10 protein-coding genes are annotated in these 13,612 nt (G+C 37.9%); 5 read left to right on the forward strand and 5 right to left on the reverse strand.

Going from position 1 to position 13,612, the window contains the following annotated elements; translation table 11 throughout:
• The first annotated feature begins 60 nt into the window (after positions 1 to 60).
• Both COR50_RS02175 and COR50_RS02180 read left to right on the forward strand, forming a co-directional pair.
• Positions 61 to 3,375 (forward strand): TonB-dependent receptor, encoded by a 3,315-nt coding sequence (locus COR50_RS02175; protein WP_098192454.1) that lies wholly within the window; start codon positions 61 to 63, stop codon positions 3,373 to 3,375.
• 18 nt (positions 3,376 to 3,393) lie between these two features.
• Positions 3,394 to 4,203, forward strand: coding sequence for a hypothetical protein (locus COR50_RS02180; protein WP_098192455.1), 810 nt, complete (start codon positions 3,394 to 3,396; stop codon positions 4,201 to 4,203).
• 101 nt (positions 4,204 to 4,304) lie between these two features.
• Here COR50_RS02180 and COR50_RS02185 read toward each other — a convergent pair whose 3' ends face one another.
• Positions 4,305 to 4,802 (reverse strand): leucine-rich repeat domain-containing protein, encoded by a 498-nt coding sequence (locus COR50_RS02185; RefSeq protein ID WP_098192456.1) that lies wholly within the window; start codon positions 4,800 to 4,802, stop codon positions 4,305 to 4,307.
• Between the two features lie 183 nt (positions 4,803 to 4,985).
• On the opposite strand from COR50_RS02185, the gene COR50_RS02190 reads away from it, so the two are divergent.
• The 3 genes from COR50_RS02190 (at position 4,986) to COR50_RS02205 (ending at position 10,458) form a co-directional block, all read left to right on the forward strand.
• The gene (locus COR50_RS02190) at positions 4,986 to 5,819 is read left to right on the forward strand and encodes a helix-turn-helix domain-containing protein (RefSeq protein ID WP_098192457.1); all 834 of its coding nucleotides are present in this window, start codon (positions 4,986 to 4,988) and stop codon (positions 5,817 to 5,819) included.
• A gap of 40 nt (positions 5,820 to 5,859) precedes the next feature.
• The gene (locus tag COR50_RS02195; protein ID WP_098192458.1) at positions 5,860 to 7,440 is read left to right on the forward strand and encodes an FAD-dependent monooxygenase; all 1,581 of its coding nucleotides are present in this window, start codon (positions 5,860 to 5,862) and stop codon (positions 7,438 to 7,440) included.
• Between the two features lie 651 nt (positions 7,441 to 8,091).
• Positions 8,092 to 10,458: an outer membrane beta-barrel protein gene (locus tag COR50_RS02205; RefSeq protein WP_098192460.1), complete on the forward strand. Its 2,367-nt coding sequence runs from the start codon at positions 8,092 to 8,094 to the stop codon at positions 10,456 to 10,458.
• An 880-nt stretch (positions 10,459 to 11,338) separates the two neighbouring features.
• Here the strand turns inward: COR50_RS02205 and COR50_RS02215 are convergent.
• The 4 genes from COR50_RS02215 to COR50_RS02235 form a co-directional block, all read right to left on the reverse strand.
• On the reverse strand, positions 11,339 to 11,581 hold the full coding sequence (locus tag COR50_RS02215) for a 6-bladed beta-propeller (protein ID WP_098192462.1): 243 nt from the start codon (positions 11,579 to 11,581) through the stop codon (positions 11,339 to 11,341).
• A 220-nt stretch (positions 11,582 to 11,801) separates the two neighbouring features.
• On the reverse strand, positions 11,802 to 12,470 hold the full coding sequence (locus COR50_RS02220) for a hypothetical protein (RefSeq protein ID WP_157760589.1): 669 nt from the start codon (positions 12,468 to 12,470) through the stop codon (positions 11,802 to 11,804).
• A gap of 235 nt (positions 12,471 to 12,705) precedes the next feature.
• On the reverse strand, positions 12,706 to 12,963 hold the full coding sequence (locus COR50_RS02225) for a 6-bladed beta-propeller (RefSeq protein ID WP_232516255.1): 258 nt from the start codon (positions 12,961 to 12,963) through the stop codon (positions 12,706 to 12,708).
• A 248-nt stretch (positions 12,964 to 13,211) separates the two neighbouring features.
• Positions 13,212 to 13,409, reverse strand: coding sequence for a hypothetical protein (locus COR50_RS02235; protein ID WP_098192466.1), 198 nt, complete (start codon positions 13,407 to 13,409; stop codon positions 13,212 to 13,214).
• Positions 13,410 to 13,612: the final 203 nt, after the last annotated feature.

The raw sequence follows: 13,612 nt of genomic DNA on the forward strand, positions 1-13,612 counted from the left end.
AAGATGCCTGCTGGTAACAGGCACCTCTCAAAATCAGGTAATAAAAACTAAAACAAAAGTATGAAACTTAATGCAAAAAAGGTGATAGTCTTTACGCGATCGCTATGCCTTGCCCTGGCCGCCTGCGGCATTTCCCTCGGTACCCAGGCTCAAAACTTGCTACAGAAAGAAATCAGCATCGCATTTCACAAGGAAAAGTTGGATGCGGCGCTCAAAAAACTGGAAGCTCAAAGCGGTATCACCATCGGCTTTGATGCTAGCTCTACCCGCGGCTTTAACACGGCAGAACTAAACTTTAACCGGCAGCGGCTAGATAAAATTTTAACCGAATTATTACAAGGTACCGACCTCGGCTACAAGGCTGTCAATAATTATTTAATCATTTCTAATAAAGGATTAGGGAGCGTTAGCGGCCGCGTAATCGATGAAGAAAACGGTCAACCGGTTTTCGGCGCCACGGTAAAAATCGCTCAAAGCGGCGCCATCACCGATGAAGAAGGCAGGTTTACGTTACGTGTCGCGGAAGGGAATTACCAAGCAGAAATTAGTTCCATCGGCTATACCAAAAAAGTTATCGAAGATGTAAAAGTCATCGAAAATAAACCTTTGAATCTAAATATTACGATGAAACGTTCCAAGGGGCAGTTATCAACCGTTGTCATTACAAGCTCTGTTAGAAAAGAAAGCATCGCTTCGCTATTTACGCAACAAAAAAATGCCGCGATGTTATCCGACGGTATCTCCGCGGAACAGATCAGCGCCACACCTGATAAGCATATCGGGGAAACCCTTAAAAGAATTACCGGCGTTAGCACCAATGACAATAAACGGGTTGTCGTAAGGGGAATTGCCGAACGTTACAACGTGACTTTACTGGATGGCAGCGTGTTACCAAGTACGGATGTTCAAGACAGGGATTTCGAATATAACCTGATCCCTTCCAATCTCATCGATAATGTTATCGTTGCAAAATCCGTAACGCCCGATATGCCATTCGGTTTTGGTGGAGGTGCAGTGCAGATTAACACGAAAGCAATCCCATCCCGAAGCTTCACAACATTTTCCGCCGGGATATCCGTAAATAACCGGGTTTTTAATAAAGATATATACGGCTATGCAAGGGGTAAATATGATTTTCTCGGGTTGAATGATAAGAGCAGGAACGTAATACCCGGTAACCTCCAGCCATTGTCCGACTATAACCCGAGGCTCCCGGATGAACAAAATCCCATTTCCGCAGCCGAAGTAGGCGCTCAAAATAAAAGTATCGGCGGACTGGAAAGATTGGGAGCAAGGATGTATAACGGTATGCCTTCGCAGAATTACCAGCTCAGTATGGGCCGATCTTACCTTGTTGGAAAGAAAAAAGAAAACAGGTTCGGTTTCGTAGGATCATTAAGCTATCGGAATACGCAAAGTAATGATTACATCTCGGAAATCAGGCGGGGACAATGGAGCCAAAGACCCACGAACTACGATGATCCTAAAGATATCAATACCGGCAATACTTATGGATTCAATACCACGGTGGGATTGTTATTAAACACGGGATACAGAAGCAAAAACCATCAAATCACTATCCATAATATCTATACCAGGATGTTTGATGATAAGTTCAACAGGTATAAAGGTTGGTCACATGAAAACCCGAAGAACTCCAGCAACCTTTATCCAGATATACAGGAAGATGACCGACCCAAATTCGTAACGCTATTACAGAACAAAATCAGCGGCAAGCACCAAGTAAAACCCGTCACGATCAAGTGGTCCTTTGCCAGGGCCATGTTAAGCTCATTGGAAACGGATGCCGTATCAGCGTTGTTAAAAGGCAGGGAATACGGTAATAAAGCGCCCTTCTACGAATATAGTCCCGGCGCAGCCAGTGAGCCCGGTTTCGGGATATTACATAGGGATCGCTATAATTACGAAGAAGAGAATTTATCCGGTACATTCAGCGCCGCCGTGCCCTTTAAACTCGGTAGCACGCAACATAGCTTTAAAGTTGGCGGGAACTTCTTATCAAAACATGCCAACTACAAATGGAATATATTACCCATTGTTACCGCGGATTACACGCATAAATACAACATTATTCCTATCCAGGAATGGGGTGATTATATGACAATGGATAACCCGACAAAAGATATCTTCTACTATCCCGCCAATTTCTCCCTCAACGAATTTGAAGGAAAATCAATTAACAAAGCCTTCTATGCTATGTTCGACCAAAAACTGTTGCCGAACCTGCGTGTAGTTTGGGGAGTAAGGGCCGATCACTTCAAACTGGACACTTTAAAAAATGCTGCCAGTAGCAAGGAGGATCTTACCCGTGTTGTTATGTTCGACGATTCCCTGGAATGGTATATCCTTCCTTCGGCCAATATTACGTTTACCCCCGTCAAGGATTTTAATATCCGCGCATCATATAGCAAGAGCGTGGTGAGGCCGGGCCTGATGGAAAATGCGCGTTTCTCAAGGTATAATCCTTCCTGGGGCAGTGTATTAAAAACAAATGGTGTTGTCAGCACATTAATAACCAACTACGATGCAAAATTGGAATGGTTTCCCGGCGCCGGCGAAATTGTCTCTGCCGGGTATTTCTACAAGTATTTCGACAAACCGGCCGAGTTTTATAGGGATGATCCCTACAATAATGGAAGCGGGCTGATCGTGGTGACCAATTCAGATTGGGCAAAAGTTCACGGCTGGGAATTCGAACTGAGGAAAAGCCTGGGCTTTATTGCCCAATCATCCAAAATACTACGCGACATTTATATCAACGGTAACCTGACTTTACAACACTCCGTAGTAAGGGCGCGGAACCGGCACATTTTTACCGATGCCGAAGGGAAAGATTCGATCACCTATACATACTTAAAATACCCCAGGGCTTTATTTGGTCAAGTGCCGGTATTATACAACTTGGGCATTCGTTACATGGGTGAAAAACTTGGTGTCAACGTAGTTTTCAACCACACCGGGTATAAAACATTCATCACCGGGAGCGACCCGAACCTGGTAGAATACGAAAGGCCACGCGATCAACTGGATGCCCAGTTGAGCTATAACCTGCTGAAAGGAAAATTACAAGCCAAGTTCAACATCAGCAATATCCTCGATGCACCTTTCCGGTTCTTCATCAATGACCATACCACTTACGAATATAAGCCGGGTATGGAAGATGCTAAGAATTGGCCTAAGAATGCTGAATGGCAAGATGTGTATCGCTACAAATGGGGCTTTTCAGAAAAATATGAAAAAGGATACATAGGAACCAACGGCGATAGTGATATCATGCAAAATATTGGTGATCGTAATACTTTCACCCGCTATACAGGTACGTCCTTTAGTTTTTCATTAAGCTATAATTTCTAACAGTTAAAAATCCCAACGATGAAAAAAAGAACTTACATTATAAATACATTAGCCTTGCTGATCATCTTAGGTCTGGCTAGCTGCGACAAAGAAGGAGATAAAGTTGTTCCGAATATATTAGCATTAAAGCCCTTCCAGATGAGTGGATTCGTTATTGGCGATACCTTGGAGCAGTATTTTGACAATCAAAAAGTGAGAGAATTATACGGCAGGAACATCACCTATTCCAATTTTTTATTTGATAAAGATGTGATGGAAATGGAATTCAGGAGTAAAAGAAGCGGCAAGGTTGTTCATACGCAACAATTCAATATTAAAAACGATAGCGCGATCGTACCGAATTTCTATTATGATGGAAAACAATTCTCTGGTACCTACGATTACCCGGCTGTAGAAGGAACAAAATTCCTGGTAAACTTCTATGCGGACCTTCCGGCAGATGCGGCCCCCATGGATATTGTAATCGAAGCAGAGGAAATTATTTACGATTATTCCACACCGCCATACATGTTTACCATTAATTCATATACGATTCCATTGGTTCAAAATATCAATCCAAGGGAATGGACGGAATATATCGAAATAAAATTATCCGGTATCGAAAAAACCGATCCCGAATCACAAATTCAAGCCTATGTATTCATGAAGAAGTCGGGTAGCGATGAATATTATTGTAATAACAGCAGGAACTTCAGTTATATTGGCGTTCAAATGCCCGGTGAATATACAACACAAGGACTAGTTGCCAGTTGGTACCTGGGTTATACCGATCAAAATTCAAACATATCCATTGAACCACAAATCAATTTAGTGGACATTTTCAGATAGTACTTCAAAACCTATACCCTAGCTAGCTGCATTTTAACGACGCACTATTATGAACCGGTTGACATTTAGTTGGCCGGTTTCATTTTATCCCTGCCCGTTTCTCAACCCACTATCTTATAATTCACAATAAACTTAACGCCAGGTAATAATTGCTTCAACCGGCTAACCTTGTTTATAATTTCCGCTTCGGAAGCGTCAGAAGAAAGATACAATTCCTTCAAACTGCTACTGCCCGATAAACCATCGATGTCATCTAAGGATATTCCCGTGCCTGCAAGGTGTAACAATTCCAAACCCGGTAGCTTGGACAGTACCGGTGTACTCCTGGCAGTAATCTCCCTACAGCCTTTCAATCTTAACTCTTTAACATATTCCAGGTTGAGAAAATGTTCAGCACCAACATCAGAAACATCCGTATAATCCAAATCGAGAAAATCGATCCTTTTAAACCGGTTTAATAAATACCCTAACCCTTCATCGTCCAGGTTCGTTTCCCTGAAATTAATGCTGTTGGTATGCGGGCCCAATTGTTTAGCTTGTTCTAAAGAGATACCGTAAAACTTCTCCCAAAACCTCTTTTCAGATTTATTTTTTGACATGGTATATGTTAGTAAAGAACGATTAGAATGTAAGTTAATTTACTAATTATTCCGCTGAAAGCCCAGTATTTGTTTCCTAGCAGATCAAGCCATATTCGTCCGGCTTACTAATACATTTTCATTAATTTCGTGTTACACCCTTGGTTAATTGCTAATGGGCGGCATCAGATCATAACAGGCTCCATGAAGTACCCAAAAATATACCATCGAGAATACGAAGTTCCGGAAAATACCCGGGATGCCATCAATTGTATTTGGTATAGTAAAATACTTTTCACAAAGCAATTAACAAGTTATGAGATTATCCCGGATGGCTATACCGAAATAACCTTTCATTTTGGTGAACCTTGCTACGTATCAATCGATGGAACCTTGCAGCCATTACCTTCTCCAAGCATGATGGGCTTATTTAACAAACCGGTTCATTTACATTCGGAAAATCAACTGGAAGTTCTAGGCATCCGGTGTTTTCCTTGGACGGTCTTCGACCTGCTTGATATACCATCAACGAAAAAGTCAATACACATATTCGAGCATCCGCTTGCAAAGCTTCAAGATGAATTGTCGATGTTTGTTGAAGCAGGAAATATAACGGCAGCTGTACATCTACTCACCCGGTATTTTGCAAAGGCAAGGGAAAATGTAGCCATCGATAGCCTTTTATCAAAGGCCGGGATAGCCATGAGAGCGGCCAATGGCAATATGCCCGTTAACCAAGTAGCTTCAAAAGCCCACGCAACGGTACGGACGCTGGAGCGGAAATTTAAAAAATCATCCGGTTACACCGTAAAAGACGTATCCAGTTTGATGCGCTTCGAAAAAGTACGCAACGAGCTATGGTCACATCCCGATGCCAATATTGCCGGCTTGGCCATCGATGCCGGTTATACAGACCAAGCGCACCTTAGCAGGGAATTTAAACGATTCAGCGGCACTACCCCGGCAGTATTTGCCAGGGAAGCATTGAAAAGACAGGAAGTTACGGACAGGGATTTTGTCGCATTTGTACAATCCTGACTCCAGGACAAGTCTGAATTTTGTGTTTCAATCATACTTGATGAAAGAGACACTTAAACATCAACAACCAGGATACGGTTCAACCGACTTCGATGTAATAATTTCCGGGGCAGGCCCGGTAGGTTTATTCCTCGCCTGCGAACTGGCATTAGCTAAATGCACAGTACTGGTACTGGAAAAAGAGAGTACGCCGGGATCCGTGTTAAAGAAATTCCCATTTGGCACCAGGGGGCTGAATGCGCCCTCAATCGAAGCCCTCTACCGCCGGAATTTACTGGATGAACTAGAGGTTCCCAAGCGGATGAAGCAGCCTCATCAAAATCATAAAAATACGCAAGACATACAGCCTAAACACCAGGTAGGACATTTTGCAGGTATACCATTTTATTCCGAAGATATTGATCATGCGCATTGGACAAACCGGTTACCTACGGCCACAGCACCTCAACTATTGTCTGAAATGGCAGAATTAGAATCGGTATTAAGTCGCCGGGCAACGGAATTAGGCGCGGTGATTAAATACGGAACACCTGTAATGAATTTCCATCAAACAAGGGATGATGTGATCGTATATTCCGACAGCCAAGCATTCAAAGCCCGGTGGTTGGTAGGTTGTGATGGAAGTAAGAGCATCGTTCGTAAACTGGGGGGATTTGAATTTGTTGGAACAGAACCCGAGTTCACCGGCTATTCCGCTACCGTTGAGATAAGAGATCCGGAAAAACTTGCACCCGGCCGGAATGTAACATCAACCGGGATGTACTTACTATCACAAAAAGATTATATCATCATACAAGATTTTGACGGCGGAAAATTTCATGGAGCAGGTCAAGCAGTCACGTTAGAACATCTGCAAGAAGTACTTCGCCGCATATCCGGGACAGACGTTACCCTTACTAAGCTCATGGTTGCAACAACATGGACAGATAGGGCCAGGCAAGCTTCCCGTTACCGGAACGGCAGGGTAATCTTAGCAGGCGATGCAGCGCACATCCATTCACCATTAGGCGGCCAAGGGCTGAACCTAGGCTTGGGAGACGCAATGAACTTAGGTTGGAAACTAGCAGCTACCATTCATCATACAACCACCGAACACCTGCTTGACAGCTACGAATCGGAACGGCATCCCATTGGCGAAAAAGTACTCGATTGGTCGAGGGCACAAGTTGCGATTATGAAACCTGAACCTTCTTCGAAAGCCTTGAACAGCATATTCCGTGACCTGTTAAATACCCGCGACGGCGCTACATATTTTGCAGGCAGGGTATGGGGAGTTTCTACCGGCTACGACCTAGGTGTGGAACATCCCTTGGTTGGCCAAAGTGTACCGAATTTTGAGTTTGAGGATGGCACAACAATTGGTCATTATATGCATGACGGCAAGGGGCTACTGCTGGACTTCTTACAAGATTCATCGCTCGAAAACCTGGCTGCCGGGTATAAAAACCAGTTGAATTACCTACATGGAAAAGTGAAAGTACAACTGGGGATCAGTGCAGCGTTAGTCAGGCCAGATGGTGTTGTGGTTTGGGTAGATAAGGGCGCTTTTGATATTAGTGAACTGGGCAGAGAAATGGGAAGGTGGTATGTGAAGGATATAAAGCGTATCAATTCAATATAATCGTCTATTAATAATTCGATTTTACATCTAAGTTGTCATACCAGGTTACATCAGAAACATACTAATTAATACAAATACTCGAATATTGGCTTCTACTTATTATATTTAAATTTCGTTCAACCGATAAAATGCTTTAAATCCGGCAAAGTATAGGGGATCAATTGATACACATTATAAAACACAACCTTTGTGCTATTTTATTTATACTCGTAAATTTTCAATTTTATTTATCATTAAAATTTAGGATCCTAAAAAGTTAACCAACGGTATTAAAATATTTATAACCTAATCTAATATGACTGTTAAAATAATAACCCAGATGAGATCCGCGTATAAAACTGCGGAGATTCTCATAAAATTTTAACATACAAAATTAATATTAAAGATATATGATCTTTATAACCCTTCACAATTGCTTGTAGAGCTTATTTTCACAAGATTACAATCTAAGAAAATACTAATTGGAAAGCTCGGAAATAACATTTTAAATATGAAAAATGTTATAATTGATTCGAAAAACAAATTAACTTTCCCAGAAATAGAAAATGAGATTTACCCGATGATAGTTTATATCAAAAACGGGGCAATCGATAAAATTCAATATCAATCACCCAATCAAAATGGATTTGAGAATTTACTAAAGTCTCTAAAATGAACTTAAAGTTTACCATCTGTTTGTTCCTATGTTTTTATCAGTTTATATCGCTTGCTCAAGACCGATCATTTATTATAAAAACTATCGACTCTATTAGCAAAGCACCAATACCACTAGTAAGTATAGTAGTTACCGACGCTAAGGATTCGATATTAACGCCCCCTGTATATACCAGCGAAAACGGCACCGCGAGCATAAGTATATCTAACTCCCATTTTGAAAAAATAGTTCTTAGAAGAATTGATTATAAAATTAAGAATATAAATATCCGTAACATAGTAGCTAATCAAGATGACGAGATTATTGTCTCATTAAATCCAAGCTATAAGAACCTACAAGAATTTACAATAACATCAACCCGATCAAAGCTTAAAATTGATATTGATCGAATTGAATTCAATGTGGAGGGCGATTCCAATTTTTTTAAAAAAAACGCGATAGATGTTATAAGGAATCTCCCTTTTATACAAACTTCACCAAATGGTAAAATAAATTACAAGACGAATAAAAAATTACTTGTATTGGTAAACGGAAAAAAATTCGGAATCATCTCCAACAATCCGGATGCAACCTTAAAAAGCTTTCCTGCAAATGTTATTAAATCAGTACAACTAATTTCAACAGTGCCCACTAGGTATCAAAATGAAGGAGTGGATGCCATTTTGAATATCGAAACAGTAAACGGATATTTCAGAGGCACCGTTGGAAATATAGAAGGCAATATAGATACCCGGCTAGGATCAGGCGATAATTTTTATATTCTAAGCCAACATAACAATACAACATTGCAAGCCAATTTCCGGTTTGACACCAAGCAATCGCCCTCAACATCGAAAAATTCATCTATCATTAAATCGCCACAGCCACAAAATCAAGATAGCAAAATTCATCTAGAGAATAGAAATTATAACTACAGCGGGGAATTATCATTCAATCAGCAATTTACCCATAAATGGGCGCTGAATATATATGGAACAGCCTACAAGAATAAGGAGAGAACAGATAATAACGCGTCTTATAGCTTTCTGGATTCATCTACAGCAGATAAGGATTACCTATACCGGGGGCGAACGGATCAACTAAGACATTCTTATGAACTTGGAGGGGAACTTTTAAAACAATTTAAAAAGGGCGGGAAAGAGCTGTCGGTAGCATTTAAATATAATCAATCCCGGTTTCAACAAATGATAGAGGGTAAAAAAATATTTACATCTTCTTCCCATTTGTTAAACAACACGGAAAACAATAGGAATAACAATGAATTAGCCGGTCGACTTTCGTACTCAATGTTATTCAAGAACAAACTGAAAATTCAATCGGGAATCTCTTATTATAAACGCTCCTATAAAAGTGATGTGACAGTTTTTGACGAAAAGACCGTTAATGAAATAGCATTTACCGATAATCAATTAAATAAAATTGTAATTTCTTCCATTTACAGTTATGTAAAAAAAAGTCATAAGAAATATGTACTTCTCTACGGTCTCAATATTGAATTAGCTTCATATATAAATGCTGCTCAACAAGATACAGACACATCTATATTTACAATTAAGCCCCTCATAGATTTCAAATATGCAGTCACGAAATTATCGACAGCATATTTTAAATACCAAAGATCTGTCAAAAGGCCAAATGAAACCGCGATAAGTTTATCAATAAACTCAACTGATCCCCAAAATTTATATCGAGGAAATGCCCGTTTATCACAACAAAATTACCATGCATTCTCGCTCGGAATAGAGAAATATACGAACTCAAATAAATTCAGCATATTTACCGAAATTAATTATGATTTCAATCCAAATGTAATTTCGAATTTTACAAGCTTTGATACTACACTTAACTCATTTATAACAGATAAGCAAGAACTTGGCAGCACCAATTCCTGGTATTTCATGTTAGGCGGCTCGTTGAAACTTCTCAAAATTGTAAATATATATCTAACTAATAGCTTAGGGTATTATTCTTATTCGGAGAGTTCCGACAATAAAACCCTATTCAATTCAACTTATTTCAATATGACAGTATCGTTTAAAAAGTCATGGAGAATACAAGCAACAGCTATGCTGAATACAAATAGTCCCACGTTTCAAGGATATGAAGCATCCACCAGAAATTATTCAATCAGCTTGAATAAGAATTTCGCTAATGAACGGGGCTTCATAAATTTAACTTGTTTTGATTTTATTAATTCCGAATGGAAAAATAAGCAGTTAATTTCCACATCGAATCTCTACCAAAACAACATTAGCTATATCCCGGCAAGATTAGTTGGATTAACCATCGGATATAGATTTGGCAATTTAACGACCAGCCCTAAACCCATTAGAAAAGTTTTAAGTAATGATATTAAAGATTAAGTTTACTACAAATCATCCCTAAAATGATATTTGCCTACTAATATACACTGTCCGTGTGAAATTAGATTATCACGCAATAATGACTTCAAATACGCTGAAGCTTTATTATTAGGTTGGTGAATAATTTTATCAATCTCACTAGGCAAAAAATAGGTAAATAAAACCATTATCTGTGGAAACAATACCAGTATAATCACCAAATAAAGGCATTTAATTACTAATATCCGAGGGGCGGATATCATATAAAGAAAGAAGGGTATTATTGCCATTTAAACTAAATAAAAAATTATTCGTAGCAGGAGCTCTTTCACTACTATTAGTAAAAGCTTTGAAAAACAGGTTATTCCCTACACGGTATACATCAGAAAATCCATTGACGACATCGCCATGCTCCAAAAATATGCTATAAATTCTTTATCACACTTATTATTTTCAAATTTTGTAGGGATAGAATATGTTAGCGGTAAAATAAACTTATACGTCAAAATATTATTGCAGTTCAATATATCCGATACTTCATAACTGTAGTAATCTGTATAGAATACCGATTTTTTATCACTAGATGTAAAAATATTATCATTATAGCTATAAATACGATCAAAACATTTCAATGTATCCATAGGGGCATAGTGATTCACTAAATGTATGAGTGAATCGTACTCTAATAAATGGTACAAAATCTCGGAGCTACGTCTTGCCCACTTTACTGGATTTTGATAATATAAATAGTTACCATTTTCTTTAACAATAAAATTAGCGTAATCAATTGGAGGTTTTGACAATATCGAGTTAAACTTACCGTCATATATAAATCTATAATATACCGTATCATTATTAAAAAGACCCGGTTCAACTATTACAAAATGCCTATCTTCATCAATTATAAACTACGAATATTTTCCATCGGAACCCGTGGTTTAATTCCCGGCAACTTCTCAATTTTCGACACAAAATCTCCGCTACTGCTAAATATAAAAATGACCTCTTGTACATTATCCCAAATAAAAATATGGCCATCTTCAATCCTCATTTTCTCTACACGGGCAATTTTTGTATCACTGCTATTTAGTTTAATCAAACTGTAAGAAACACTATCCATTACCTCATCCGCAGAAGCACCCAAATATTGGGAAGGGTCAAACCTAATTTCAAGTTTTTCTTTGGCAATAATTTGCCCAACAAATGAGAGTAAGATACATGCAGTAGCTGCAGCTTTTATAATGTCAAGACATTTACAAAAAGATCATATTCAATTTCTATTGCTATTAATAATATCTGGAGTCATCAATTCAAGAGTAATATTTGGAATCGAAAAAAATCTTATTGACATTCTTACACATAATTTATAGATCACCTTTAAAATGATACTTGCCAATTAAGATAAATCCATCATCCCAACTAGTATCACTTTCGAGCATTGATTTTATAAATCCAGATGCTAAATCGTCTAATTTAACACCTAAATTGGTCAATTCACTCGATAAGAAGTATGTATAAACAAATCCTCTATCTACAGAGATAATCCCTCTACTATCATAGAATAATGGAATATTATGGCTAATTTTAGAAGGTTGAATTTTGTTTAAAGAAAGCAATATTTTAGAATGTAAATTGTATGCAAAAATATTATCTACTTCACCAATTAAATGAGTTTTCATCGCACTTAATGTTCTTATAAATAAATTATTATCAACTCGATAGATATCATTAAAGCCAAAAATAATTTTTTCATTTTGCTTTAAATATTGAACGAATTCTATACTGCCCTTTCTATCCATATATTTTTTAGAAATAGAGTTAGCTAAGGGCAAGACAAACATATATGAATTAATATTGCCTTTATTTGATATATCATATAATTCGTAACTATAGTAATTAGTTACATAAACAGAATTATTGTCTCCCGACATAAATATATTATCTACATAGTCATAAAAAACATCCATACGTTCAGAAGTATCAGAAGGAATATAATGATTACTCAATTGCATAAGAGAATCATATTCTATCACATGGTACATATTATTCACTACCGAATCCTTAATTTTATAAGGTGGGTTTTGATAAAACAGGTAATTACCATTATTTAAAACTTTAAAACTAGAATAATAAATTCGTGGCTTAGGTAAAATCGAGATAAATTTACCATCATAAGTAAACTGGTAAAAGAAATTATCATTATCATCCGTTGATTCAACTATTACTAGATTCCTCTTACTATCAATTGTAAAACTACCAATTTTAAATTTAGCCCCCCGCCCCCCATTTACCTGATAAATTTTCTATTCGTGATACAAAATCACCATTAATCCTAAATACAAAAATAGCTCCTTGCCAATTATCAAAAATAAAGATATGATCATCGACAATTTCCATTTTCTCAAGTCTATTGATTCTAAAATCTTTCTTATCTAGCTTAATAATCATATACTCGACACTATCCAAAACATCTTCAGCCGAGGCGCCAACCCACTCAGCTGGGTTAAGCCTAATTTCCTGTCTCATTTGCGCGTTCGTGCATATTGAGCAAGAAATTATCAGAAACAACATCAATAAAAATCTCATAGAACTATTTTTCACTTAAAATATATTGTATGTATTCTCTAGTATTCTCGGGGTATTCCTTAAATGACAAAAACACTTTATGAGTTATTAAGTCTTCATCTAAGTAAAACAAAAATGGCAGATTTTTCCCTTCCAAGAATAGTCTCAATAATTCATCTGAAAGTGTATAAACCTTAAGTCCATAATTTTCAGCAGCCATCTTTACTCCAGTAAATTGCATCATCTTCAACATCGACAAAATGTCTATATTTATATTCCACCTCAGCTGGTATTAAATACTCTATATTCGACAGAGTAACATCGTATCCTTTCAAATACTCTCCAGATAAATCGAACTCTTGTATGACATTTCCATAATCAACTATAACTTTATTAATTTCTTTCATTGTTGTCCGGCTAAAATTGAATTAAATTAACTTAGATTCCTTACCTGGTCAAGGACATAAGCGAAGGATGATCTATTCGGCCCTACCAAGAGAACCGTGGAACTTCGCACTTTTAATAGCGAAGCGATACAGTAGTACAAAAGCTGGATCCCGCGATCAAATTGGCGGCCGTGATGGCCAATTTGTGCCCTTTCTTGGTACTT

It is taken from the genome of Chitinophaga caeni (assembly GCF_002557795.1).
GTDB classification, from domain to species: Bacteria; Bacteroidota; Bacteroidia; order Chitinophagales; family Chitinophagaceae; genus Chitinophaga; species Chitinophaga caeni.